Genomic DNA, 24,743 nt, shown 5'->3' with positions numbered 1-24,743 from the left:
GAACCGCCTCCTTTACTGGAAGAGAAAGACACTCTTAATCTTGTCGAATAGCGTATTAATTAAAAATGCCACATGAAATAAAATAACGACAAAACCGACAAGGATAACCCAATTTGCAATATCCTCTCGCTTTAATTCTTTTAGTACGGTATGAATAAAAGCTAAAACAATGCCGATTCCGGCGATTTGAAATATTAATCCAACATCAATGGACATCGCCTTTCTCCCTCCTATAGCAGTAAAATTACGATAAGTAGCCCCGCTAGTACCCCTAAGCTCTTAATCATTTTTTCATATTGTAGTTGTAAAGCTTTCGCTTCTTCTTCTTCTCTCTCTAAATGTGTAATACATAAGCGAATATGTTTTTGCTGTGATTCACGATCATGTTGTCCGAGCGTTTCACCAAATTGTTGCAAAATTTCATACTCAGTTTGTTGAAATGCTGTTAGCTTCCAATTTTCTTTCAAACTATCTATCCAAGCTTCTCTTACTGTTTGTTCTCCGCCTTCTAGCCTTCTAGCAAAACTTTGAAATATCCAATTTAACGGCTTAGGCATTTGTTTCACTAATCGCTCGGCAGCTTCAGACAAAGGTGTGTGCCCATACATAATTTCTGCCTCTAATGATTGAAGTGCCGCTTTTAATAATCTAAGTTGCCTTGGTCTCTCACTGTATCTTTTAGCGTATGAAAATCCGAAAAAGGTGCTGACCGCAACGATTATCACTGCACCAAATATTTTTACCATACGCCCTCAGCCTTTCTATGAGGTAATACCGATTTTCCATATTTATCTTTTACTTGCATAACTGTTCCTGGCCCTCTTGCTTTTGATAGCTCCACAAACCTATCAAATATACCGAGCTCCAGCACCGCTTTTAGTGATGGACGTTTCACAACATCATCATAAGAAAATCCATGTGCGCTTATAAAAAGCTGAACCCCAGCATGCACCGCCTCCATAATTGCTTCACTATCTTCTTTACGTCCAATTTCATCTACAATCAAAACATCTGGACTCATAGAACGAATCATCATCATCATTCCTTCAGCTTTTGGACATGCGTCTAACACATCTACTCGCGCTCCAAAGTCATATTGCGGAATACCTTTCACGCAGCCTGCAATTTCTGACCGCTCATCAACAATCCCCACTTTACAAGAAGGAATTTTCGAAGCACTTACACCTTGACTCATGCAACGTGCTACATCTCTTAAAAGTGTTGTTTTCCCCGTTTGCGGTGGGCCAATTACCATCGTGTTTAACCATCGTGATTCATACAAATACGGCAAAAGTGGTTCAGCAATTCCTATTTTTTGACGAGCGATACGAATATTAAAGGAAGAGACATCTCGAATCATTTTCACTGCGCTTTTTTCTGTAATGACTTTTCCAGCTAAGCCGATTCTATGTCCTCCTCGAAGTGTCACATACCCACGTTTTAATTCCTCTTCCATCGTATAAATTGAGAATTGACTTAACTTATTCAATAAGTAAATGGCATCCTCTGCTGTAACGATATAGTCATAAAAAAACACTTCGCCATGAGCAATACACTCTAGCGGTCTTCCAATTCGAACACGAATTTCCTCTAGAGCATCGTATTGCTTACAACTTTCCACTAGCTGCTTCATCGTTTTTGGTAAAACTTCTAATACTTCTTTCATCAGCTTCTCCCCACTATACTCGACTTACTATTTCAACAACGCGATAAAAATGCAGCCAATTCCAAGCGCTAGAAAAAAGAGTTTCAAGAAAGAAATCTCACTTGCCACACTCGCTATGCCTATTGTCATTGTTAAAATTAATACGGTCGGTCCAACAAACGCCAACATACCATTTATAAACAATGCTTTCTTCGCATCATTCACATAAAGCATAAGCAAAGCGGCGAATATTTCCGCGCTACCTGAAAACAACCGAAGTAACCCCATTACAAGCACGGATGTTTCCATTGCCGCTAGCCACTGTTTCATTCTCCCACCTTCTCCCATAACGGTTACTATTGCTACATTCCAAAAAAGAATATATTTGTACAACCATATGCAGGGGTTGTCTATTTCAGAATTAAAAACATAACTTTTCTCTAACACTTTTATTAAATCTGAATATTCCTATTATTTTATGGTATATTTAATTTAAAAGGGGTATAGACGATGCAACACGTTACTTTAGTACCACTCGATTTACGCTATGCAAATGTGATTTTCAAGCTATCAAGTGATCCACACGTAAAAAATGCATTAGGAATAAAAGTAGAAAAGATCGAAGACACGAAAGCATTTCTTCTTTTCGCAATAGAAGAAGAGCGCCAAAAGAGGTCTTTATCGAGAATGATTGTAAATGAAGAAAACGAAATAATTGGTCTCACCACACTTAAACATATTAATTATGAGAAGAAACAATCTCACATTGGTAGTTGGCTCGGCTATCCATACTGGGGAAAAGGATATAATGAGGCTGCTAAAAAAGAAATCTTTAAAATTGCTTTTTTGGACTTACAACTTTCCTACGTATTTGCTGGAGCTAAAACGAATAATGTCCGCTCGTTAAAAGCACAAGAAAAACTGCCTTATATTTCATTGCATGTGGAAGATAGATTCCCTGGTGAACATTCTGCCTTAGAGAATGAAGTAAAATCTTCTTGTGTACTACATGTCGTGTCACGTGAAAAATTTCTAAATTGGCTAGACCTACAAAAGGAGAAGGAAAAATATGAAGGTAGTAAAAATTAGTTTAACAGTCGTAGTAGAATTAGCTCTTATTTATCTTTTTTCAAAATTGGTCGGTTGGTCATTTATGGAGACCTTTTTCCTTGGTAGTTTAGCGATATTTGCAATTATGTGGTTAATTATTATGAATACTCATAGAAACAACATTACGGATCACGCAATAAGTAAAACACTGACTGGCGTTGAGACTGGCGAAATAAAACCATTTCAAATTGTTTTCACTCCATATATGGCGGGTACTCTTTCACTTGTTTTAGTTAGTTTTATTATCACTGCTATTTACTATCTACCCTATTTCCTATAAAAAAAGCACTCGTGATGATCACGAGTGCTTTTCTACTATGCACGAGAAACGTATTTACCTTCACCAGTGTTGATGATAAGCATTTCGCCTTCGTTAATGAAGATTGGTACTTGTACAACAAGACCAGTTTCTAATGTAGCTGGTTTTGTTACGTTAGAAGCTGTATCGCCTTTAATACCAGGCTCTGTTTCTGACACTTTTAATTCAACTGTGTTCGGAAGTTCAACACCAAGTACTTCATCTTGGTATGTCATAATAGATACTTCCATGTTTTCTTTTAGGAATTTAAGTTCGCGCTCGATTTGGTTTTCACCAAGTTCGATTTGCTCGTAAGTTCCGTTATCCATAAATACGTGAGACTCACCGCTCGCGTATAAGTATTGCATACGACGGTTTTCGATGTGTGCTTTTTCTACTTTTTCACCTGCACGGAATGTTTTCTCTTGAACAGATCCTGTGCGAAGGTTACGTAGTTTAGAGCGAACGAATGCAGCACCTTTACCTGGCTTTACGTGTTGGAAATCCATTACTTGCCAAAGGGCATTGTCCACTGAAATTGTTAAACCTGTACGAAAATCGTTTACTGAAATCATGTAAAAAAATCCTCCTGTATATTACAAAATAATAAGTTCTTTTGGTGATTTCGTAATTACTTCATTACCTTCACTTGTTACAATGATATCATCTTCAATACGTACGCCGCCAATACCTGGAATATAAATGCCTGGTTCTACTGTTACAGCCATTCCTGGTTCAAGTACTGTATCAGAACGGAACGCTAAACCTGGTGCTTCATGGATTTCAAGACCAATTCCATGACCAGTAGAGTGTCCAAAGTATTCACCATATCCTTTTTCCGTTATGTAATCGCGTGTTAACGCATCCGCTTCACGGCCTGTTAAACCAGCTTTAATACCGTTCACACCACGTAATTGTGCTTCTAAAACGATATTATAAATTTCTTTCAATTTATCAGATGGTTCACCAACTGCAATCGTACGAGTAATATCAGAACAATATCCTTTGTAATAAGCGCCGAAGTCTAATGTAACGAAATCTCCTGTTTCTATCACTTTTTCAGATGCCACGCCGTGCGGTAATGCCGAACGAAGACCTGAAGCAACGATAATATCAAACGAAGAAGATGTTGCTCCTTGTTTTCTCATGAAAAATTCAAGTTCATTTGACACTTCAATTTCAGATACTCCCGGGCGAATGAATGATAGAATATGTTCAAAGGCAGCATCTGCAATCTGTGCAGCTTCCTTTAATATCTTAATCTCTGAATCAGTCTTTATCAAGCGTAACTTTTCTACAAGCCCAGAAGTTGGGATAAATTCAGCATCGATTACTTCTTTATGCGCTGAATAAGAACTATATGTAAGAGTATCTTGCTCAAAGCCAAGCTTTTGAATTCCCAGTTCCTTCACTTGCTTTGCAACTTCATCAATGATTAATCCTGCATGCTGTACAATCTCGTATCCAACCGCTTGTTTACTAGCCTGCTCTACATAACGGAAATCTGTAATAAATTGAGCACGATTTTTCGAAATCAGTACAACACCAGCTGTTCCTGTGAAGTTAGCCATATATCTACGACTATGTTCATTTGTTAACAAAATACCGTCAATACCAGCCTCATCAAATGCACTTCTTACTCTTTCGATTTTCTCCATTACTTTATGCCTCCCTCAATTTCTCCATTAATGCAAATAACGCTAACTTATAGCCATAAAAACCAAATCCAACAATTTGTCCCGCACAAACAGCTGCCGTCACAGATTCGTGACGGAACGACTCACGCTGGTGAATGTTAGAAATATGTACTTCAATAACAGGAATCGAAATGCTCGCAATTGCATCTCGAATCGCATAGCTATAATGCGTAAATGCTCCAGGATTTAAAATGATCCCTTCATATATATCTTCCGCCTCATGAATACGATCGATAATCGCACCTTCATGATTCGATTGGAAACATTCTAACTCCACTCCCATTGTTTCTGCTTCTTGCTTCATATCTGCTTCAAGTGTCGCTAGCGTGCCCTTTCCATATACATTTACCTCCCTGACACCGAGGCGATTTAGGTTAGGACCGTTTACGAGGAGTACCTTTTTCATATGTTTAAAACTCCTTAATATTAAATATCTATACAACATTTTAACATAGGAGTCACTTATTTGAATAGTTTGTCTTCTCTTCCCCTTCTCGCTCAGCTTTATTGGTATTTACTGCGTAGGAAACAGAGTATGCTATAAACACACCATACAATATAAAAATACATATCGTCGTCACAATTGTTTCTTTCGGTAAATGGAGTGCACTTTTAATGGCAGGCGCTATTAATCCCATTCCGAAAAATAGTAACGCCCACCAAAATAGCCCATAAATCATCCCTGGAATAATTCCTTCAAACTTTGCCAAAAACGCTTTATACAAAAAGGCAATTAAAATCGAAAGTAGTCCCATACAAACAATTCCTGACACATTGCCCCATACCCCTTCTTTCCAGCTTCCAAAGGCAAATGGTAAAAGTAAATAGTTCGGTCCTGCTTCCGTAAATGAAAATATATGAAGGAAATACCATATCCCCCCCCAAAAGATTCCACCAAATAAACCAATTTGTACAAAATTCCTTGTTCCTAATTGTTCTTGACTCACATCGACACCTCCGCTCAATAGTATGCCCGAAACTATTTTGAACCATGTTTAAATACTGCGAAATTTGTCTATAAAAAGAATAAGAAATGTCCGACTCTCGTAACATTTTTCCTTGTCATATACTTGTATTTGTCGATAAAATAAAGGAAACTCGGTGATTGTCTTATTTCAAAATGACAGAACCCAGTATGACAATTGCCTCTTTTTCTACATAAGAGAGAAACAAATACAGGTTGGTGTTAACATGGCAGAAGAGTCAAAACAAATATATGGCGGGCAAGCAGTCATAGAAGGAGTTATGTTTGGCGGTAGAGAATATACTGTTACAGCGGTTCGTCGTAAAGACAAATCGATTGAATTTTATCGATTACCACGCGTTCGTAATAAAGCATTATCTATCCTGAAAAAAATTCCATTTTTACGAGGGATTGCCGCTATTGTGGATGCAAGTGCGAATGGAGCAAAACATTTAAACTTTGCTTCAGAACGATTTGATGTCCACCCAGAAGAAGACGAACAAATTGCAAATAACAAAGAAGAACAATCGAAATTAACGATGGTATTAGGAGTTGCAGCAGTTGGCGTTTTATCTTTCATATTCGGTAAAGTCATTTTCACAGCAGTTCCTGCACTACTAGCTGAATTAACGAGACCGATTTTCCCTTCTCATACAGGGCAAATCATTGTCGAAAGTGTCATTAAGCTCATGCTATTATTGAGCTATATATACTTTATTTCTTTAACCCCACTTATTAAGCGGGTATTTCAGTACCATGGTGCGGAGCATAAAGTAATTAATGCCTATGAGAATAATCTTCCAATGACTGTAGAAAATGTTCAAAAACAAACTCGCCTTCATTATCGCTGTGGCAGTAGCTTTATTATATTTACAGTCATTATTGGAATGTTTGTTTATTTCCTTGTCCCTACAGATCCACTTTGGGCCAGAGTCGTAAACCGAATTTTATTAATTCCAGTCGTTCTCGGCATTTCTTTTGAAGTGTTACAATTTACAAATCGATTACGCGATATTCCAGTATTACGCATACTTGGATATCCCGGATTATGGCTGCAACTATTAACAACGAAAGAACCAACAGATGATCAAGTGGAAGTAGCCATTGCATCGTTTGAAGAATTATTACGTTTAGAAAACAAACAATAATTATTTAAAATTGGTGTTCAACTCCTTTCCTCATCGTTAATATACTAATTTTAATATATGTTTTTAGGAGGTGTCCCTTATGAACGGTCGTTCGTTTACATTCGCTATAGTTATGCTTATTATCGGATTAGCAATATTCGGCCTTGTCTCATCTGTCATTACAAATCCAATGGGTGTATTAAGAAATATTGGGTACATGTTACTTGTTGTCGGTATCTTTTATTTGCTATACAAGATGTTTACAAATTCTAGTGGTTCTGCAAATTCGCAAAGCTCTTATAAGCGTGCAGCGAAACAATCGAACCGCAAACATGGGAAACAAAATGTAGCACCCCTAAGCAATTCTTTCTTGAAATCAAACGCTTCTAATGACAAAGGTAAGAAAGGCGCTCCTTCCACTTTGAAGCGAAAAAGAAAACAATCTCATTTAACTGTCATTGAAGGTAAAAAAAACAAAAAGAAAGACCGTGCTTCCTTTTAGGAAATACGGTCTTTTTTTATATTTTGTAGTACTTCTTTCAAACTTTTATCTTTCATACTTTCAATTCGAAGATGATGATTTTCAAATGGTAAATTCCGTGTCACATCATTAGGTACAACAACGCACTTTAATCCTGCTGCAATCGCTGCTTTTAATCCGTTTAACGAGTCTTCAAATACAACAGCTTCAGACGGATCAATCCCTAAATCTTCTATCGCAATTCGATAAAGTGCTGGATCCGGTTTTACCTTCTCAACATCTTCCCTTGTTTTAATGACTTCAAAATAATCTCGAATTTGTAGCTCTTCCAAAAAAGAAGTAACCCATTCTCTAGATGAACTGGAAGCTAATGCGATTTTCAATCCCATTTCTTTCGCTTCCTCTAAATATTCTTTTACCCCGTCGCGAGCTTCTGGTATTTTCATTTTCTCTTTATGTAAAGTTTTTACTTTTTCTTTTAATGCATCCTTGTTAAACTTCTCTTTTAATTGCTCATTTAAATATGCATATAGTACATCATCTGTCGTTCCAATACATTTTGCAAATCCCTCTAAAGGTAACTCCCCACCGTACTCACGAACGGCGTCTCTGAAAGAGTGAAACCATATTGTTTCTGTGTCCACAATTAATCCATCAAAATCAAAAATAATTGCTTTCATAATTTCCCCATCCTTTTCGGTTGAAATAAAAAAGGAAACGACATACGTTCCCCCTTAATTACTTTTCTCTTCATTTGCTTTTTGAACGCCACGAAGTGTTTCCACTCGAATCTCATCTTGTTCAAAATATTGCACTAGATCACCAATGCGGTCAATTGCTTCCCAACTTAAATGATGTTCAATTCCTTCTACATCATTGTAAATTTTACTTTCATCCAAACCGATAATACGCATAAATTGCTCTAGCAAGTCATGACGGTATACGAGACGCTCTCCGATTTTTTTACCTTTTGATGTTAATACAAGCCCTCTATATTTTTCATAAATTAGATATTCATCTTTGTCTAATTTTTGCACCATTTTTGTTACAGAGGATGGATGTACACTCAGCGCTTCAGCAATATCAGATACGCGGGCATAACCCTTTTCATCAATCAACAAATAAATTTGTTCAATATAATCTTCCATACTAGGGGTAGGCATCGGTTTCCTCCATCCAATTTCATTTTGCTCATTCCGTACGAAGCAATCAATAAAATGATACACCAGAAAGAATAACGTGACAAGTTGAAAACAAGCCTAAATATTTAAAAGAAAAAAGAACTTGCATTCCAATACAAGTTCTTTTCATGTAAAATATTGAATTTCTGCGTTAGGAAAAAAGTGATGAATATATCCTCTAATCGTTTCTTCCAATACTTCTGCATCATCTTTTTTATATACGTATTTCCCGATGCCATATCGTCCCCATTTATATTTGCGCTTCTCTTCATCCATTTCAAGCTTCGTATTCGGATAACGCTCTTGAATGACCTTTTTTGCTGGTTTTGTAAAGCGATGTTGTATTAATTCAAATGTTAAATTTGGTATCGACAAATCTTTTAGCGCATTGTACAGTCGCTCAAATAGTTCACGGTATCCTTCTTCCCATCCTTCATGCATATAAAGTGGGGCAACTATAAACCCAAGTGGATAACCCGCACCTGCTACTTTACGAGCTGCTTCAATTCGTTCTTCAAAAGGTGATGTCCCCGGCTCAAAATTTTTGATTACATACCGTGAATTAATACTAAATCGAAAACGAGTTTTCCCATTATGTTTTGCATCTAATAAATGATCAACGTGCGAATATTTCGTAACGAAACGTAAACGCCCATGCTCACTTTCTCCAATGAATTCAATCGCCCGCTTTAATGCATGTGTTAAATGATCAATTCCAACAATATCTGATGTACAAGCCGCTTCAAACCTTGTTATTTCTGGTGCTCTTTCATCCATATACTGCTTTGCCTTCTCAAATATTTCATCAAGATTGACATACACGCGAACGTAAGGCTTACTCCCAAGTGTCGTTTGCAAATAGCAATAATGACAATGTCCCATACACCCCGTTGCGAGCGGGATTGCATATTCAGCTGACGGTTTTGACGTATCAAACTTTAATGTTTTCCTCACCCCAACGACAAGTGTTGCCTTTGCATTACGATACTTTTGCAAGTCATTTTCACCTGGCAAATTTCTAATTTGATTATGGGATGTCGTTTCACGAATTTCTAATCCCATCTTCGTAAACTTCTCATACAGCTCTTTTCCAAGCGGATATTCGAGTGCCTTCGGTTCAAAGTAAACGAGTTTTGGCATAAATGGTTTCATATACTTCCCTCCTCTCGTTAGTATGGGAAACGATGAAAAATTAACACTCATTAAAGTTTTCCACTTCAGTAACTTGTGTTGCAAGTTACTGAATGTTATAATTTGGATAACATCTATCTTGCAACGCAAGTTACCTGAGTAAAAGGTGGTGAAATTATGCACAGCCAAATGTTAAAAGGTGTGCTCGAAGGTTGCATCCTATACATCATTTCACAAGAAGAAGTGTACGGATATGAACTGAGTACAAAATTAAATAAACACGGATTTACATTCGTAAGCGAAGGAAGCATATATCCGTTATTGTTACGTATGCAAAAAGAAAAATTGATTGAAGGAACATTAAAAGCCTCCTCACTCGGTCCAAAGCGAAAATATTATCACGTAACCGCTAAAGGATTAGAACAACTTGAAGAATTTAAACAAAGCTGGGGAATGGTTTCAACTACGGTGAACAATTTATTACAGGGAGAGTGATGAGGATGAATGCGCAAGACATGATTAAATTGAACAACAAAAAACGCGAACTTCTAACACCTGAAAATGAAGTTGTTTATAGCGATATGTTAGTTTATCTTCGTTTATCTAACGTGCCAGAACAACAAGTAGAAGAACTATTACTAGAAATATTAGACCATCTCATCGAAGCACAAACAGAAAATAAAAATGCTTATGACATTTTTGGTGATGACTTACAATCTTATTGTGATGAACTCATATCGGCTTTGCCGGTTCAAACAATGTTAGAAAAAACTTCTTTTATCGGCTTTGTTATTAGCTTACTTCTCGCTATACAGTTTGGAATGGACACCATTGCTTCTCTTTTCATTTTCTTTTTTGAAAAGAACACCGAAATAATAAGTCCACCTTTTAGTATCCTTGGAACTACTTTGTCGGTTTCAATAATTATACTAGGTATACTATTCATTTTATATTTATTAAAGCATTATTCCTTTGATCAAAAAATCAATTGGAAAAGACGAATTCTATTCGGGCTCGCTTTTGCTACTCCATTTTGCTCAGCTATATTCGTAAATATTTATTTTAGAAAACAACCTTATCTCATTTATCATCTAACTTTTTGGCAAAACGCCTTAATCGCTCTCTTATTTTTTGTTTTATATAAATTACTATACAAAAAATCAAATTTTTAACAGCCTTTCAAAAGGCTGTTTTTCTTCTGTCTAATTTTACAAATTGAAAATTTTCATAAAGAAAATAAGAAAAATGCAAAATAATTAAAGTTAATTGTTGACGTGATGCTTTTATTATCGGTATCATAAATCTTCGTGAGCAATTATTTTTCGTTATACGATTTTTTTATTATTACTGAATTTTTGAGAGGAGAAATTAAATGTCAGTTAAGAAGAAAACGCAAGTACGCACCGGCAAAATGGTACGTGAACTAATGTTAGCAGACGAAGATGTAAATGCTTCGCTAATTATGGTATATAGTGAAAACGGTGTAAACGCAGAAATTAAAATCGAGGGCTTAACGCCGAAATGTAACGAAGAATTATTTTTGAGCGGAAACGTGGATTGGAACAAGAGTGTTATTTATAAAATTGTTGATTTCACTGGGAACGCTGAAGTTGGTAAAGTTACATTAACAGCGATGAACAAAAATAATGTTTCTCTAGAAGTTGAACGCGTTATGTGGAGCAAAGAAAATAAAGAAGCTGCTGAGCAAGAAGAAACTGTTGTAGAAGCTCCAAAAGCAATTGCACCTGCTCCAAAACCTGTTACGCGAGTAGAAACACCTGTAGCACCTAAACCTACTCCGGTACCGACACCGAAGCCAGTAAGTGTAGAAGCAGCTGTGGAACTATCTACTCCAGCACCTGTGAAAAAAGCAGCACCAACTCCAGTTACAAAGCAAGAGACAGCACCGGTCGCTCCTGCAAAACCGAAGCAACCTGCTTTGACTGAAACAAATACAAAACTACAAGAAAATTATGTTAAACTTGTGAAAAAGACAATTGAAGTTTGTCAAGATTACGAGCTTGGCATCGACATAGATGATTCTATTGAAAGCTTAAAAAAGGAACTACAAAGCCAAGGTATTAGCGTTACATTTGACAAAGAAATTATGGACGTTGTAAATCGCCTTCGTTCTTTACAAGATAAAGGAATCAAAGTAGAAAAAGTACTTAATTTACTATAAAAAATAAGAGGTGGCAATTGCCACCTCTTATTTTTTATAATTCCATTCCTTACTTTCATACTTCTCTTTTGCTAATGTTTGCACTTCATGTAACTGTTCTTCTGTTAATTCATACGGAACAAGCTCTACATCTAATCCTTTTTCAAACCCAACCTCAAACGCTTTAATTAACTGTTCGATTGTAAACGTACGGTCTGTTAATTCATTAATTGCTACCGCTTTAGAAGAGAACATACTCTTCATACGCTCTTTTACACGTTCATTCGGGAATAAAAACAGATCGTATAATTCATCTAAATCTATTTCTAACGGAATCGATCCGTGCTGTAAAATCACACCTTTTTGACGTGTTTGAGCACTACCTGCGATTTTTCTTCCTTCTACTACAATTTCATACCAAGACGGTGCATCAAAGCATACTCCTGAACGTGGATTTTTTAAATTTTCACGGTCTGCTTCTGTTTTTGGAACTGCATAATATGCTTCTAATCCTAATGCCTTAAAACCGTCTAATAAACCTTGCGAAATAATACGATACGCTTCTGTAACTGTTTTTGGCATATTTGGATGATCTTCAGACACAATAACACTGTACGTTAATTCTTTATCATGTAGTACACCCCTGCCGCCTGTTTGACGACGAACGAATCCATATTTCTTTTCGTTAACTACATCCATATTAATATCTTTTTCAACACGCTGGAAATATCCAACTGTTAATGTTGGTACTTCCCATTCATAAAAACGAATGGTTGGTGGCATTTTCTTTTCACTTTGCCAATTTAATAAACATTCATCTAACGCCATATTAAATGCCGGTGAACATTGACCAGAGTTAATATAACACCATTTTTCTTTTCCCATCCTGCACCTCATATAACCAATTATTTTTCACATTCTCTAGTCTACCAAATTCGACAAAATTTGTGAAAGAATACGAAATTTCTTCTTATATGCAAATGAATCTGTTGCATAAATACATACGGGCATTATAATATTGAAAGTAGGATAAGAAAAAAGGGAGCGATAGAACCGTGTCAACAACTTGGATTATTTTATTAGCCGTAATCGTAGCGTTCATCGGCTACACTGTATGGATGTATTTCTATCAGAGAAAATTAATTAAAACACTTTCAGAAGAAGAGTTTCGCGCTGGCTACCGCAAAGCACAGCTTATCGATATTCGCGAAGCAGACGAATATACTGCAGGACATATTTTAGGCGCACGTAACATTCCATTATCACAAATTCGCCTTCGTCATAAAGAACTTCGCAAAGATCAACCAGTTTACTTATACTGCCAAAGCGGATTCCGTACTGGTCGTGCAGCTCAATACTTAAAGAAACAAGGCTACAAAGATTTCTACCAATTACAAGGTGGATTTAAAACGTGGACTGGAAAAATTAAAAAGAAATAATAACATACAAAAACTAGCTGAATCATTCAGCTAGTTTTTTCATTCCATATTATTTGCAATGTATAATAAATTTTGCTTAGTCACATCTTTATCATTCTCTTGCACATTGCGATACAGCAGCTGATATTCAAGTCCTTTCTCTTTCCAAATAAGCGTAGCGAATTCATCTCCTCGCCCAGAGTCATCCTTATTTTTAAAATAAGCGAATGCTCCATTATTCAATTTCATTTGTTCTTGAAATCGCTTCTCTTCCACGAAATCTGGAAAATTATAAGGAAAGTTCGCAACATTTAACTCAATATATTCATTTCTACCTGGCTCCTGCTGTTTATATTTAATCATAACAACAGCCTTCTTTTTTCCAATCGTTCTGACTTCCCCCTTCACATCACTCATAATGTCATACGGTAAAAACGCCGGAACTTTAAATTTCACTGGAAAATACTTTGGAAGCTCCTTCAGCGGAATTGGATCCGTAACACGATCTATAGTTCCTCCTGTTGTTCCTACAAATTGTTTTTCTTCTTGCATCGTTTGCTGAAACGAACACGAACTAAGCACGAAACTAGAAAACACGAAACAAATGATCCTTTTTTTCAATTTGTTTCCGCCCTTTCATACCGCTCTCTTAACGAACGAAGTGTTATATGCTCTTCATATTCGCTTCGCTACCAAACTCCACCTTTGAAAACTTTCCACGTTATTCTCACACATTTTGACAAAACTATTTTGCAAACAAAAAGACTCCTATCATTCTTACGCCCAAGTGAAAAGGTTACGCGAATAAAAAGAAGCCTTATTCATACCATAGTTTGTGAAAAGCTTTTCAGGTCAAGATTTTTTCATTCTTATTATTTTCCCTTTATAATAAGGGGAAGAGGTGATACATATGGCCAATATAAAACAAATTGCAAAAACCGCTGGTGTATCCATATCAACTGTTTCCCGCGCCCTTAATAATCACCCTTACGTAAAAGAAGAAAAACGTAAGCGTGTTCTCGATGCTGTTGAAGAATTGAACTATGCAAAAAATATAAATGCTATTCATTTAATAAAGGGAAAAACATATACAATCGGGGTTATGCTCCCTTTCATTAATCTTCCATACTTCAGTACAATTATTGAAGGAATCGGAAACGAAGCGTTAGCAGCTGGATATCACATTAATTTATGTCAAACAAATTACGATAGCCTCGAAGAGATTCGTGTTCTTGAAATGATGAAAATGAAACAATTCGATGGAATGATTATTTGCTCTCGAACGAGTTCTTGGGAACAAATTGAACCTTTCGCAAAATTTGCCCCTATTATTTCATGTGAAAAGATAAAGCATCCCCTCATTTCATCCGTCTACGTAGATCACTATGAAGGCTTCCGTCTCGGCACTGCCTATTTACTCAGTAAAGGCCATGAAAAAATCGGAATCTGTTTAGCAAGAAAAACGAGTGCAAATTCTATGGAGCGCGAAAAAGCATTTGCTGATACGCTGCATAACGAAGGTAAAACGGTACATCCAGATTGGATTTTTCATCAATGCTATACGATGCAGGATGGTGCAAAAATACTTCATCGCATTTTAAACATGAAAAATCGCCCAACCGCTATTTTTACAGCGAACGATCAAGTTGCAGCTGGTTTATTAACAGAGGCGCGAAAACATGGCATTCGAGTCCCTGAAGAACTTGCTATCCTTGGATTTGATAATCATGAAATTTCAAAGGCGTTAGAAATTTCCACAATTGAACACCCCGGTCTCGCAATGGGCTCACATGCTTTTTCTTTATTCCATAAACAAATCCAAAGCGAGCAAATTGCCGGGAAGGCAGAAGAGCTTTCATTCCATTTAATTGAGCGAGATACTGTCTAAAAAAAGAGCGTTACCTGTAGCGCTCTTTTTCAGCTCTTCACCTATTGACTTTATATTTTCCATCTCATATAATGAACCTAACGAACGGTAGGTAGGGGATGAAAATGACAGCAAACCGCATTAAAGCTGTAGCACTTTCTCATTTCGCACGCTACGGCTATGAAGGAACTTCATTGGCAAATATTGCTCAAGAAGTTGGGATTAAAAAACCATCGATTTACGCACACTTTAAAGGAAAAGAAGAGCTATATTTTATATGTTTAGAATCTGCTCTTCAAAAAGATTTACAGAGCTTCACAGACGATATCGAAAAATTTTCAAATTCGTCTACTGAAGAATTGCTCTTACAGTTACTAAAGGGCTACGCGAAACGATTTGGTGAAAGTGAAGAATCAATGTTTTGGTTACGAACTTCTTATTTTCCGCCTGATGCATTCCGCGTACAAATTATCGAAAAAGCGAATGCACACATTGAAAACGTCGGAAAACTTTTATTCCCTATATTTAAACAGGCAAACGAGCAAAGTGAGCTGCATAACATTGAAGTAGAAGACGCTCTAGAAGCTTTTCTATGCTTACTAGACGGACTTATGGTTGAACTACTATTCGCAGGTTTAAATCGCTTTGAGACTCGTTTAAACGCCTCTTGGCAAGTATTTTGGCGAGGCCTTTCAAACTGACGGATTGCTCCTTTGCAATGCGTCAGTTTTAAGCCCTTTACCTAACGACTGGTAGGAAGGAGAAATGACATATGGCATGGATTTATGTAATCTTAGCTGGTATTATTGAAATCTTTTGGGTAATTGGACTAAAACACGCGGAGGCACCACTTGAGTGGGCTGGTGTTGCATTATTAATTACAATTAGTTTCGTTTTATTATTTAGAGCTTATAAAGATTTACCTGTCGGCACTGTATACGCCGTCTTTACAGGAATTGGAGCTGGTGGGATCGTTCTGACAGAGATTTTCATCTTCGGAGAACCTTTCTCTATTGTAAAAGTTTTATTAATCGGCTTAATCTTCTTCGGCGTAATTGGTTTAAAACGAGTAACAGAAGAAAAAGAAGCGAAGGAGGCCGCATAAAATGGCTTGGGTATTTTTAATTCTAGCTGGTATTTGTGAAATTATTGGTGTACTCTTTATGAAAGTAGCCACTGAAAAGAAAGGCTGGGCACCAAAAGTTATTTTAATTGCTAACTTCGGCGTAAGCTTCTTCTTCTTATCACTTGCGATGAATACATTACCGATGGGAACTGCTTATGCGATTTGGACTGGAATCGGAACTGCCGGAAGCGCACTTCTAGGTATTCTTATTTTCCGTGAATCAGCGGATTGGCGTCGTCTTGCCTTCTTAAGCTGCATTCTATGCGGCGCTGTTGGCTTAAAACTATTAAGCTAACGTGAGGTGAATGTCATGTGGAAAGAAAATGGGAAGCAACTGTTAGCATGGATTACACTCGGGATCGTCATTCTACTGCAAATCAGTTTTCATATAATAGAATGGTTATTTCATAGGGTAGTATCCATTCTCACATTCCTTCCTAACATGACACTTGAAATTATATCAATCGTTTGGTCCATCATTGCCTCCATTGCAATCATCATTATATGGGGTATCGCCAAGCTATGGAATAAGTTATTTAAAAGGGACAGTTCTTCTGAAAAAGAGTAACTGTCCTTTTTTATAATCATTCAGACTTTCTGTAGAAGTTTGATGTGATAAGACAAAGAAGACCAACTATGACAACACTTATACCAATCCCTTTATGCAAATTAGGAAATGGTGATGGTATATCTGAGTAAAAATTTGCTAATACGAGACCAATTGAAAATAGAAATATTCCTATTCTATATAACCATTTTCTTTTGTTCATCATTCTCCCCCTAACATTTTTCATACACTCCTTTCTTTTGGACATACTACCTAAAAAAGGAGTGGATAATATGCAAAATTCCGTACATAAGCAAATTCTATTTTTATTTTTCCTCTTTCTCATTCTCGTTATCGTTTTCAGCTTTATATTACATACTCCAAAAGATGTTGTACCAAGTAATCTCTCTATTTATAAACTTTTACTTTCCTATTGTCGTTATTGAAGAAGGTGCCTTATATAAGGCACCTTTTAAAATTCTCTTTTTTCATATAGCTTTACCGAAGCAAGTACAGATAAAAGCAACATACAAATTGACCAAATTAACAATACTCCATTATGTAAATGAATTTGTTCTATGTTAATTTGGAAGAACATTTCTACAATAACAATCGGTGCCATTAGTATAAAAAGCGTGATAAAAATAGATTTTTTATATCCTAGCCAAAACGATATCGGTAAGACAAGACTTAAATATATAAAAACAAAGGCAGTAATCGTAACTAAAGTTGTCGTAATAAATTCAAATACCCCGCCTGCAAACCGAATAATCCCTAAAGGGCTAGACACTATCATACTTATAATAAAAATAATAAGTGCCATTATGTATTTAGCTACTACAATTTCTTTTTTTGCTAGCGGTAAACTATTTAACATTACTTCACCATCATATTTTTTATCATCATTAAATGTTTTTAAAATTGCCATAACTGGAATTATAGCAGACATAATTACGTAAATGCTTTTAATATCTGTTAATGTCATATACAAGAAAAGAGGGTATATTAAGTACCATATTAGATGCTTCCATTGTATGATAAAATCTTTTATTATAAGTTGCTTCACGATTACTCATCCTCTCACAGATCACGTTCATTGTACAAATGAATTGAGAAAAGCATGGACATAGCATATAAAAGAAGCAGCCCTGCTATAAAACAAATATTTACGATTAGACTGGTGTTCCAAACACTCTCTACATCTAACCATACGTTACTTACAATCAGTCCACTTAAATACCCAAATGCAATTCCGATGAAGGGAGCGATTTGTTTTACACTACTATATCCTACTGAAAATTCAATTGGGAGTACAATTATGCTACAAACAAATCCACCTGTTATACCCCCGAGCATTTCTCCCCACAGCATAAATCCAGTCATCTGTTCATTTTGTAACTGTATTAAACCAACCACTAGTGAGAAACATCCACCTAGAGCAACTAAAATACTTACAAATATGTACTTCCCTATGACAATATCTTTACGGTCAAACGGTAAACTATTTACTATCATTTCACTTTTATTTTTCCCCTCATAACTCATTGACAGTACCGTGCCAAGAAAAGGTATAGATACGCTAATCGTCATAAGGAAGCTATCACTACGAAAATCAACAATAGCAAGGAAAACCAAACATATAAGATAAACAAACCCTAATTTTCTTTGCAACATCATATCTTTTAAGACGAGTTGCTTGCTCATGTATTACACCTCCTAATATGGAAATGTCCCTTCTATAACTCTGCCTCCTGAAACATTTTCATTGAGAGGAACATTGATACGAATATACTCACTAATATTCCGATACCAAGAACACCCATTGCTTGTGTAGCCACTTGAGAGTGAAGTACTTTTAACATAATTGTTTTATCACCAAAAACATTGCACATAAGACCAATCATACCGATTAAAGGAAAAAGCATAATCACATTCAAGACAGTAATAGCTTTATATCCTCCAATGTAATTAGCAGGTATCGTTACTACACAATAAATTAAAGTTGCTACTATTGCTGAAAACACTGCATATCCAGGAATAACTATATCTTTGTCCAATAAAATATTTCCTAATATTATGACTATAAAAGTTATACTCAAACCAGCTATAATAAATAATGAGCTTGAAATATATTTAGCTATAACTATCTCTTTTCTCGTTATAGGCAAACTCACTAATACTTTTTCTGTTTTACTTTTCTCCTCATGATAAAAAGAAATATAAATAATTGTACTACATGTTATAAATAATCCTATTGCAATGCCCATCGGGTCGACGGAATTCTTAAAAATAGATAAAATGGGTATTAAAAAATAGAAAGGAAACATCTTCTTCTGTAAGAAAAACTCCTTCAAAATTAACTGTTGCATATGAATTCTCCTCTCTATAAATCACGTGTTTCATAAATTTTAATTGTAAGGAAAATAGAAACGATATAAATACTAACTAATGTAATAAATCCAACTATAAATACAGCAACATGCATAGGATTCATAATCCATTCAATGAATGAAAGCGCTGTTTCATTTAGCCCATCACTAATAAATATCCAAAGTATCCCTCCCACTCCTATTGAGGCTGCTGATACTATACTTCTTACTACCTTCGATTTTGTACCATAATAACTAGGAAAGAATGTTACAACAAAAAATACGGCGTAAACAGCTCCATTTATTACTTCATACCACGGAATTTCAATGTATAAATTAGGATGATATACACCGATATCACCAATAACCGCAATGCCTCTTATAAGAAAAACAACTAACATCGTAGAGAGCATGCCACCAACAATAAATATTGCACAGGAAATATATCTAGCAATTATGATATCCTTTCGACTTACCGGCAAACTATTTATAATAATGTCACTTTTATTCCTTTCATCCATAAAGGTTAACGTCATAACGGAAGAAAGGGTTATAAATAGACAACTCATCGAAAATAACAATTCAACACTTGGGTCTAACATAAATAATACAAACGGCATAATTAAATACACTAACCACATCCCCCGAAAAAAGAACAAATCTTTATAAATGAGCTGACGCATAGGCACCTCTCCCTTTCGCAGTGTAAACGATAATATCATCTAATGTAGGCCTTTCTAGTACAACCTCATTCCCAAACCAATCTATGATTGCTTGTTTATCCTTCGCTAAACCTTCAAAACCAAATTTATTTTTTCTTAATCCAACAAATAGCTCTTTTCCTTCTCGGTCTAATAAATCATTACTTCCCTTTACAATTACGTAGTTCTCCATTAGTTCATCTTTCTCACCAGTAAATATAATTTCTCCATCGTTAATGAACGTAATATAATCTGCGATACGCTCTAAGTCTGTTGTAATATGAGTTGAGAATAATACAGATACTTCATCTTCCATTACAATTTCTTGCAGCATATCAAGCAATTCACTTCGAACAACTGGATCTAGTCCTGCTGTCGGTTCATCCATAATGATAAACTCTGCGTGATGTGAAAGTGCGATAGCAATCGCAAATTTCATTTTCATCCCTTTTGATAGCTCTTTAATTTTTTTATACTTCGGAACTTGTAATCTATGCATATACGATTGATACTGCTCTTCGTCCCACTTTTTATATAACGGTGCAATAATACGTTTCATTTGTTCACACGTTAAATCTTCATAATAATGATTTTCATCATATACAAAACCGATATTTTGTTTTATTTCCTTTTCGGCTTTCTTATTGTCCTTGCCAAAAATTTTTATATCGCCGCTATCTTTTCGAATTAAATTCATAATCATTTTGATCGTCGTACTTTTTCCGGCTCCATTCGGTCCGACAAATCCCATAATATATCCGCGTGGTAGTGTAAAACTTATATTTTTCACTGCAAAATCTTGATAACTTTTACAAACATTTTTTAGCTCTAACATCCCTTATTCCCCCTCATATAAACACGCAATCATCTGCTGTAAATCTTCAAGTGAAAGCTGCAACGCTTTACTTTCATTTACAATCTCTTCCGCTTTACTTTCCAATAGACGAATTCGCTGTTCTTTTAGTAGTTCATTATTTTTACGTGAAACATAAGTCCCTTTCCCAGCAACAGTTTCTATATATCCTTCTTTTTCAAGCTCCTCGTACGCACGCTTCGTAGTAATTACACTAATTTGTAATTCTTTCGCTAAGCTACGAATAGACGGTAATTGGTCTCCACCCTTTAAACCACCATTTAAAATAAGCTGGCTTAATTGTTTTCTTATTTGTACATAAATAGGGTCTTGGGAAGAATTCGAAATAATAATATTCATGTTTTCCTCCAGTGTGTATATACTGTATATACCTTATATATACAGTATATACACACTATCCTATTTTTGGCAAGAAAAAAAGACCAACATTTTCCTGTTGGTCTTTCGTATATGTATCACTTTTCAAAGCGATCTAACATCTCATCTCTCATTCCGAAACTCACTACCGCAATTCCTACATACATAAACAGAAGGAATGCCGGATGAACTGTGTTGTACCAAGTGCTATCAACAATTAAATAAATTGTTAATGCCACAACTAGAACAAACGCTAAGATAAACATATAAAAGTGTCTTGTACTACCCATGATAAACTCCTCTCTTCTCACTTCACCATTCAACAGTATATTGTATCGAATAATTCGATATGACTCAAGGTTAACTTTCTGTTATGTAATCAAGTTCCACCTTTACAATGTCCTCACATGCTATTGAAATAATCGTTCCTTGCTTATCAATTGCCGTCACTTCTCTATTATCCATCATGCGATGTGCTACTCTTTCTAGTACTTTTCCTTGATCTCTATAACAAAATTCTTTTACATCTTTAATCGTTTTTCCGTTTTCTAAATGGTATATCATTCTATAACACCGATATCCCACATTTTCACCCCCAGCTTGCTCGTTTTTTCACATATACATAAAAATGAGTCATTCCTATCTCATTACATCTTCTTAATTTCAATAAAATTCTAACAAAAATAAATACTTTTATCAAACTGACTTTTTCAACAAAATCACCGATGAAACTGCTTCTTTACACCATTATGAAACAAAAAATATAAATTTTTAACATTTTCTTCACTAATTCTGCACAGATTCTCCATACAAAAAAAGAACCCGCATATAGCGAGTTCTTCCTTCATTATTGTAATCAAACTTGTACAGGAGCTGGCTTTTCATAACGTAAAACTGGTTTACGTGCAGCCATCGTTTCGTCTAAACGTTTAATGACTGTTGTATGAGGTGCTTCTTGTACAACTTCTGGATTTTCTTCTACTTCTTTAGCAATTTGAATCATCTTATCAATGAAACCATCTAATGTTTCTTTTGATTCTGTTTCTGTCGGCTCAATCATAATACATTCTTCCACATTTAATGGGAAGTAAATTGTCGGTGGATGGTAACCGAAATCAAGCAGGCGTTTTGCGATATCTAATGTACGTACACCAAGTTTCTTTTGGCGACGACCTGATAATACAAACTCATGCTTACAATGTCTATCGAACGGAAGATCATAGAATGGTGCTAATCTTCTCATCATATAGTTCGCATTTAATACCGCATACTCCGTTACTGCACGTAGTCCATCTGGACCCATAGAACGAATATATGTGTATGCACGAACGTTAATTCCGAAGTTACCATAGAATGGTTTTACGCGTCCAATTGCTTCTGGACGATCATAGTTAAAGTGATAGCCATTTTCCGTTTTCTCTAAAATTGGTTTTGGTAAGTACGGAATTAAATCAGCTTTCACACCTACTGGACCCGAACCTGGGCCACCGCCGCCGTGAGGACCTGTAAATGTTTTATGAAGATTTAAATGCACAACGTCAAATCCCATATCTCCTGGGCGCGCTTGGCTTAATACCGCATTTAAGTTTGCACCATCATAGTATAATTTACCGCCTGCGTTATGGACGATTTCTGCCATTTCTAAAATATTTTCTTCGAATAGACCTAATGTATTAGGATTTGTTAACATAAGTGCTGCTGTTTCTTCGTTTACAACACGTTTTAAATCTTCTAAGTCAACAAGACCATGTTCATTTGATTTTACTGTAATTGTTTCAAAACCAGCTACAGTTGCAGATGCTGGATTCGTTCCGTGAGCAGAGTCAGGAACAATTACTTTCGTACGGTTAAAGTCACCATTTGCTTCATGGTATGCACGAATTAACATTAAACCTGTCCATTCTCCGTGTGCACCCGCTGCTGGTTGCAATGTAACAGTATCCATACCTGTAATCTCAATTAAGTGCTCTTGTAAGTCGTACATTAATTCCATTGCACCTTGTACTGTCTTTTCATCTTGTAATGGATGAATATTTGCAAATCCTGCGAAACGAGCTACATTCTCATTAATTTTCGGATTATATTTCATCGTACACGATCCAAGTGGATAGAATCCAGAATCTACACCGTGGTTACGGTTTGAAAGTGCTGTATAGTGGCGCATAATGTCAAGTTCAGATACTTCTGGTAGCTCTGCATCTTCTACTCGAATATAATCGCTCTCAAACACATCTTCTAGTTTCACTTCTTCTACATCTAATTTTGGTAGGCTATATCCTATGCGTCCTTCTTTACTCACTTCAAAGATAAGTGCTTGGTCTTGGTTCTTCATTGGATAGCCCCCATTTCGTTTACAAGTGTGTCAATTTCCTCTTTTGTACGAAGCTCAGTTACTGCTACAAGCATATGGTTCTCATGCTCTTTATAATCACGGCCTAGGTCGTAACCGCCGATAATATTCTTTTGTAATAATGCATCGTTTACTTCTTTCACTGGACGCTTGCAATCTACAACAAACTCATTGAAGAATGGTCCAGCAAATGTTACAGTGAAGCCTTTCGCTTCAAATTGACGTTTTGCATATTGTGCTTTAGAAATGTTTTGACGTGCCATTTCTTTCACACCTTGTTTACCAAGTGCCGTCATTGCAACTGATGCTGCTAATGCATTTAACGCTTGGTTTGAACAAATGTTAGACGTCGCTTTATCACGGCGAATATGCTGTTCACGTGCTTGTAACGTTAATACAAATCCACGTTTACCATCTGAATCTACAGTTTGTCCAACAAGACGTCCTGGAATTTTACGCATAAATGCTTTCGTTGTTGCAAAGTAACCACAGTGTGGTCCACCAAACTGCGTTGGAATACCAAATGGTTGTGCATCACCGATTACAACATCAGCACCAAATTTTCCTGGTGGTGTTAATGCGCCTAATGATAATGGATTTGAAGAAACGATAAATAATGATTTTTGTTGATGAACGATTTTTTCAATATCAGCTAATTTTTCAACTTGTCCGAAGAAGTTTGGATATTGAACGATTACACAAGCAACTGTATCATCTACTTCACTTTGTAATACGTCTAAATCTGTTACACCATCTTTATGATTAATTTCAACAACTTCAAGATGTTGACCTTTTGCATACGTTTCAAGTACTGCTCTTGATTCTGGATGAACTGCACTAGATACAAGAATTTTCTTTTTGCGAGTATGGCCAGCTGCTAGCATTGCCGCTTCAGCTAAAGCTGTACCTCCGTCGTACATAGAAGAGTTTGCTACATCCATTCCTGTTAATTCACAAATCATTGTTTGGAATTCAAAGATCGCTTGTAATTCCCCTTGTGAAATTTCTGGTTGGTATGGCGTGTAAGCTGTATAAAATTCTGAGCGAGAGATAACGTGATCTACAATTACTGGAGCGTAATGATCGTATACACCTGCTCCTAAGAAAGAAGCGTATTCTTTTAAGTTAGCATTTTTACTAGCCATTTGAGTTAACTCTTTTAAAAGCTCTGGCTCTGATTTTGCTTCTTTAATTTTTAAATCCCCTTTAAAACGAACACTCTCTGGAATATCAGAGAATAATTCATCGATCGTTTGAACGCCGATCGTTTGTAACATTTCTTTTTTGTCTTCTTCTGTCATTGGAAGATAACGATGCAACATGAAATCTACCCCTCTCC

Annotated in this window: 37 protein-coding genes; 13 read left to right on the top strand and 24 right to left on the bottom strand. The window is 36.0% G+C overall.

What is annotated here, in order from left to right; genetic code table 11:
* Positions 1 to 12 precede the first annotated feature (12 nt).
* From spoIIIAC to QCI46_RS06345, 4 genes are read right to left on the bottom strand one after another with little or no spacing between them, the layout of a single operon-like run.
* The gene (gene spoIIIAC, locus QCI46_RS06360) at positions 13 to 216 is read right to left on the bottom strand and encodes a stage III sporulation protein AC (protein WP_000020914.1); all 204 of its coding nucleotides are present in this window, start codon (positions 214 to 216) and stop codon (positions 13 to 15) included.
* Between the two features lie 14 nt (positions 217 to 230).
* A complete protein-coding gene (spoIIIAB, locus tag QCI46_RS06355) occupies positions 231 to 746 on the bottom strand; it encodes a stage III sporulation protein SpoIIIAB (protein WP_353839815.1) in 516 nt (171 codons plus the stop codon).
* The gene (gene spoIIIAA / locus QCI46_RS06350; protein ID WP_048562333.1) at positions 740 to 1,666 is read right to left on the bottom strand and encodes a stage III sporulation protein AA; all 927 of its coding nucleotides are present in this window, start codon (positions 1,664 to 1,666) and stop codon (positions 740 to 742) included. The genes spoIIIAB and spoIIIAA overlap by 7 nt, the downstream gene beginning before the upstream one ends.
* A gap of 27 nt (positions 1,667 to 1,693) precedes the next feature.
* On the bottom strand, positions 1,694 to 1,975 hold the full coding sequence (locus QCI46_RS06345; protein ID WP_000816054.1) for a YqhV family protein: 282 nt from the start codon (positions 1,973 to 1,975) through the stop codon (positions 1,694 to 1,696).
* A 180-nt stretch (positions 1,976 to 2,155) separates the two neighbouring features.
* On the opposite strand from QCI46_RS06345, the gene QCI46_RS06340 reads away from it, so the two are divergent.
* Together QCI46_RS06340 and QCI46_RS06335 are read left to right on the top strand one after the other, a co-directional pair.
* Complete coding sequence (locus tag QCI46_RS06340) at positions 2,156 to 2,734, top strand: GNAT family N-acetyltransferase (protein WP_001165002.1); 579 nt, start codon at positions 2,156 to 2,158, stop codon at positions 2,732 to 2,734.
* Complete coding sequence (locus QCI46_RS06335) at positions 2,715 to 3,035, top strand: hypothetical protein (protein WP_088064392.1); 321 nt, start codon at positions 2,715 to 2,717, stop codon at positions 3,033 to 3,035. The genes QCI46_RS06340 and QCI46_RS06335 overlap by 20 nt, the downstream gene beginning before the upstream one ends.
* Before the next feature lie 35 nt (positions 3,036 to 3,070).
* Here the strand turns inward: QCI46_RS06335 and efp are convergent, their stop codons facing one another.
* The 4 genes from efp to QCI46_RS06315 are packed head-to-tail and all read right to left on the bottom strand — an operon-like array spanning position 3,071 to position 5,697.
* Positions 3,071 to 3,628 (bottom strand): elongation factor P, encoded by a 558-nt coding sequence (gene efp, locus QCI46_RS06330; RefSeq protein WP_000626521.1) that lies wholly within the window; start codon positions 3,626 to 3,628, stop codon positions 3,071 to 3,073.
* A 21-nt stretch (positions 3,629 to 3,649) separates the two neighbouring features.
* Positions 3,650 to 4,711: a Xaa-Pro dipeptidase gene (gene pepQ, locus QCI46_RS06325; RefSeq protein ID WP_048562330.1), complete on the bottom strand. Its 1,062-nt coding sequence runs from the start codon at positions 4,709 to 4,711 to the stop codon at positions 3,650 to 3,652.
* Between the two features lie 4 nt (positions 4,712 to 4,715).
* Positions 4,716 to 5,156, bottom strand: a complete 441-nt coding sequence (gene aroQ / locus QCI46_RS06320) for a type II 3-dehydroquinate dehydratase (RefSeq protein WP_000757087.1) — start codon at positions 5,154 to 5,156, stop codon at positions 4,716 to 4,718.
* 52 nt (positions 5,157 to 5,208) lie between these two features.
* Positions 5,209 to 5,697, bottom strand: coding sequence for a YqhR family membrane protein (locus QCI46_RS06315; RefSeq protein WP_000076890.1), 489 nt, complete (start codon positions 5,695 to 5,697; stop codon positions 5,209 to 5,211).
* A 244-nt stretch (positions 5,698 to 5,941) separates the two neighbouring features.
* Between QCI46_RS06315 and QCI46_RS06310 the strand changes: the two genes are divergently transcribed.
* Together QCI46_RS06310 and QCI46_RS06305 are read left to right on the top strand one after the other, a co-directional pair.
* Positions 5,942 to 6,862, top strand: coding sequence for a DUF1385 domain-containing protein (locus QCI46_RS06310; RefSeq protein ID WP_000807116.1), 921 nt, complete (start codon positions 5,942 to 5,944; stop codon positions 6,860 to 6,862).
* A gap of 79 nt (positions 6,863 to 6,941) precedes the next feature.
* Positions 6,942 to 7,343: an SA1362 family protein gene (locus QCI46_RS06305; RefSeq protein ID WP_001014467.1), complete on the top strand. Its 402-nt coding sequence runs from the start codon at positions 6,942 to 6,944 to the stop codon at positions 7,341 to 7,343.
* Here the strand turns inward: QCI46_RS06305 and QCI46_RS06300 are convergent.
* The 3 genes from QCI46_RS06300 to splB form a co-directional block, all read right to left on the bottom strand.
* Positions 7,340 to 8,002, bottom strand: a complete 663-nt coding sequence (locus QCI46_RS06300) for an HAD family hydrolase (RefSeq protein ID WP_137010963.1) — start codon at positions 8,000 to 8,002, stop codon at positions 7,340 to 7,342. The two genes, QCI46_RS06305 and QCI46_RS06300, sit on opposite strands and share 4 nt — an antisense overlap.
* 54 nt (positions 8,003 to 8,056) lie before the next feature.
* The gene (mntR, locus tag QCI46_RS06295; protein ID WP_001143070.1) at positions 8,057 to 8,485 is read right to left on the bottom strand and encodes a transcriptional regulator MntR; all 429 of its coding nucleotides are present in this window, start codon (positions 8,483 to 8,485) and stop codon (positions 8,057 to 8,059) included.
* A 144-nt stretch (positions 8,486 to 8,629) separates the two neighbouring features.
* Positions 8,630 to 9,655: a spore photoproduct lyase gene (gene splB / locus QCI46_RS06290; protein WP_000802100.1), complete on the bottom strand. Its 1,026-nt coding sequence runs from the start codon at positions 9,653 to 9,655 to the stop codon at positions 8,630 to 8,632.
* 156 nt (positions 9,656 to 9,811) lie between these two features.
* On the opposite strand from splB, the gene QCI46_RS06285 reads away from it, so the two are divergent.
* The 3 genes from QCI46_RS06285 (at position 9,812) to QCI46_RS06275 (ending at position 11,816) form a co-directional block, all read left to right on the top strand.
* Entirely contained in the window at positions 9,812 to 10,129 is a 318-nt protein-coding gene (locus QCI46_RS06285) for a PadR family transcriptional regulator (protein ID WP_076540145.1), read from the top strand.
* A gap of 5 nt (positions 10,130 to 10,134) precedes the next feature.
* On the top strand, positions 10,135 to 10,806 hold the full coding sequence (locus tag QCI46_RS06280; protein WP_353839814.1) for a DUF1129 domain-containing protein: 672 nt from the start codon (positions 10,135 to 10,137) through the stop codon (positions 10,804 to 10,806).
* A gap of 200 nt (positions 10,807 to 11,006) precedes the next feature.
* Complete coding sequence (locus tag QCI46_RS06275; RefSeq protein WP_353839813.1) at positions 11,007 to 11,816, top strand: hypothetical protein; 810 nt, start codon at positions 11,007 to 11,009, stop codon at positions 11,814 to 11,816.
* 27 nt (positions 11,817 to 11,843) lie between these two features.
* Here the strand turns inward: QCI46_RS06275 and QCI46_RS06270 are convergent, their stop codons facing one another.
* Complete coding sequence (locus QCI46_RS06270; RefSeq protein ID WP_000514071.1) at positions 11,844 to 12,680, bottom strand: lipoate--protein ligase family protein; 837 nt, start codon at positions 12,678 to 12,680, stop codon at positions 11,844 to 11,846.
* Positions 12,681 to 12,850: 170 nt separating this feature from the next.
* On the opposite strand from QCI46_RS06270, the gene QCI46_RS06265 reads away from it, so the two are divergent.
* The gene (locus tag QCI46_RS06265) at positions 12,851 to 13,234 is read left to right on the top strand and encodes a rhodanese-like domain-containing protein (RefSeq protein WP_000108656.1); all 384 of its coding nucleotides are present in this window, start codon (positions 12,851 to 12,853) and stop codon (positions 13,232 to 13,234) included.
* Between the two features lie 39 nt (positions 13,235 to 13,273).
* On the opposite strand, the gene QCI46_RS06260 is transcribed toward QCI46_RS06265, so the two are convergent.
* The gene (locus QCI46_RS06260; protein WP_353841842.1) at positions 13,274 to 13,810 is read right to left on the bottom strand and encodes a DNA polymerase III subunit delta; all 537 of its coding nucleotides are present in this window, start codon (positions 13,808 to 13,810) and stop codon (positions 13,274 to 13,276) included.
* Between the two features lie 313 nt (positions 13,811 to 14,123).
* Here QCI46_RS06260 and QCI46_RS06255 point away from each other — a divergent pair, with 313 nt between their 5' ends.
* The 5 genes from QCI46_RS06255 (at position 14,124) to QCI46_RS06235 (ending at position 16,774) form a co-directional block, all read left to right on the top strand.
* Entirely contained in the window at positions 14,124 to 15,101 is a 978-nt protein-coding gene (locus QCI46_RS06255; RefSeq protein ID WP_353839812.1) for a LacI family DNA-binding transcriptional regulator, read from the top strand.
* 98 nt (positions 15,102 to 15,199) lie between these two features.
* Entirely contained in the window at positions 15,200 to 15,781 is a 582-nt protein-coding gene (locus tag QCI46_RS06250; RefSeq protein WP_048546415.1) for a TetR/AcrR family transcriptional regulator, read from the top strand.
* Between the two features lie 71 nt (positions 15,782 to 15,852).
* Entirely contained in the window at positions 15,853 to 16,185 is a 333-nt protein-coding gene (locus QCI46_RS06245) for a DMT family transporter (protein WP_000312348.1), read from the top strand.
* Between the two features lies 1 nt (position 16,186).
* On the top strand, positions 16,187 to 16,501 hold the full coding sequence (locus QCI46_RS06240) for a DMT family transporter (protein WP_000312623.1): 315 nt from the start codon (positions 16,187 to 16,189) through the stop codon (positions 16,499 to 16,501).
* A gap of 15 nt (positions 16,502 to 16,516) precedes the next feature.
* Positions 16,517 to 16,774 (top strand): DUF3975 family protein, encoded by a 258-nt coding sequence (locus tag QCI46_RS06235; protein ID WP_353839811.1) that lies wholly within the window; start codon positions 16,517 to 16,519, stop codon positions 16,772 to 16,774.
* Between the two features lie 16 nt (positions 16,775 to 16,790).
* On the opposite strand, the gene QCI46_RS06230 is transcribed toward QCI46_RS06235, so the two are convergent.
* The 11 genes from QCI46_RS06230 to gcvPA form a co-directional block, all read right to left on the bottom strand.
* On the bottom strand, positions 16,791 to 16,976 hold the full coding sequence (locus tag QCI46_RS06230) for a hypothetical protein (protein WP_353841841.1): 186 nt from the start codon (positions 16,974 to 16,976) through the stop codon (positions 16,791 to 16,793).
* A 249-nt stretch (positions 16,977 to 17,225) separates the two neighbouring features.
* Positions 17,226 to 17,819 carry an ABC-2 transporter permease gene (locus tag QCI46_RS06225; RefSeq protein ID WP_353839810.1) on the bottom strand — a complete coding sequence of 198 codons (594 nt, stop codon included), beginning with the start codon at positions 17,817 to 17,819 and terminating at the stop codon, positions 17,226 to 17,228.
* Between the two features lie 14 nt (positions 17,820 to 17,833).
* On the bottom strand, positions 17,834 to 18,457 hold the full coding sequence (locus tag QCI46_RS06220) for an ABC-2 transporter permease (RefSeq protein WP_353839809.1): 624 nt from the start codon (positions 18,455 to 18,457) through the stop codon (positions 17,834 to 17,836).
* A gap of 32 nt (positions 18,458 to 18,489) precedes the next feature.
* Positions 18,490 to 19,122, bottom strand: a complete 633-nt coding sequence (locus tag QCI46_RS06215; protein ID WP_353839808.1) for an ABC-2 transporter permease — start codon at positions 19,120 to 19,122, stop codon at positions 18,490 to 18,492.
* A gap of 14 nt (positions 19,123 to 19,136) precedes the next feature.
* Positions 19,137 to 19,805, bottom strand: a complete 669-nt coding sequence (locus QCI46_RS06210) for an ABC-2 transporter permease (RefSeq protein WP_353839807.1) — start codon at positions 19,803 to 19,805, stop codon at positions 19,137 to 19,139.
* Entirely contained in the window at positions 19,786 to 20,658 is an 873-nt protein-coding gene (locus tag QCI46_RS06205) for an ABC transporter ATP-binding protein (RefSeq protein ID WP_353839806.1), read from the bottom strand. The genes QCI46_RS06210 and QCI46_RS06205 overlap by 20 nt, the downstream gene beginning before the upstream one ends.
* A 3-nt stretch (positions 20,659 to 20,661) precedes the next feature.
* The gene (locus tag QCI46_RS06200) at positions 20,662 to 21,036 is read right to left on the bottom strand and encodes a GntR family transcriptional regulator (RefSeq protein ID WP_048531120.1); all 375 of its coding nucleotides are present in this window, start codon (positions 21,034 to 21,036) and stop codon (positions 20,662 to 20,664) included.
* A gap of 116 nt (positions 21,037 to 21,152) precedes the next feature.
* A complete protein-coding gene (locus tag QCI46_RS06195) occupies positions 21,153 to 21,344 on the bottom strand; it encodes a hypothetical protein (protein WP_000535935.1) in 192 nt (63 codons plus the stop codon).
* Positions 21,345 to 21,414: 70 nt separating this feature from the next.
* Complete coding sequence (locus QCI46_RS06190) at positions 21,415 to 21,618, bottom strand: DUF3929 family protein (RefSeq protein ID WP_353841840.1); 204 nt, start codon at positions 21,616 to 21,618, stop codon at positions 21,415 to 21,417.
* Positions 21,619 to 21,910: 292 nt separating this feature from the next.
* The gene (gene gcvPB, locus QCI46_RS06185) at positions 21,911 to 23,386 is read right to left on the bottom strand and encodes an aminomethyl-transferring glycine dehydrogenase subunit 2 (RefSeq protein WP_000795690.1); all 1,476 of its coding nucleotides are present in this window, start codon (positions 23,384 to 23,386) and stop codon (positions 21,911 to 21,913) included.
* A complete protein-coding gene (gene gcvPA, locus QCI46_RS06180; RefSeq protein ID WP_000903246.1) occupies positions 23,383 to 24,726 on the bottom strand; it encodes an aminomethyl-transferring glycine dehydrogenase subunit 1 in 1,344 nt (447 codons plus the stop codon). Before gcvPA ends, gcvPB begins: the two co-directional genes overlap by 4 nt.
* Positions 24,727 to 24,743 lie beyond the last annotated feature (17 nt).

It is taken from the genome of Bacillus cereus group sp. RP32, from assembly GCF_040459735.1.
GTDB lineage: Bacteria > Bacillota > Bacilli > Bacillales > Bacillaceae_G > Bacillus_A > Bacillus_A wiedmannii.
The sequence above is the reverse complement of the archived record's forward strand: the minus strand, read 5'-3'. Positions and strand labels throughout refer to the sequence as shown.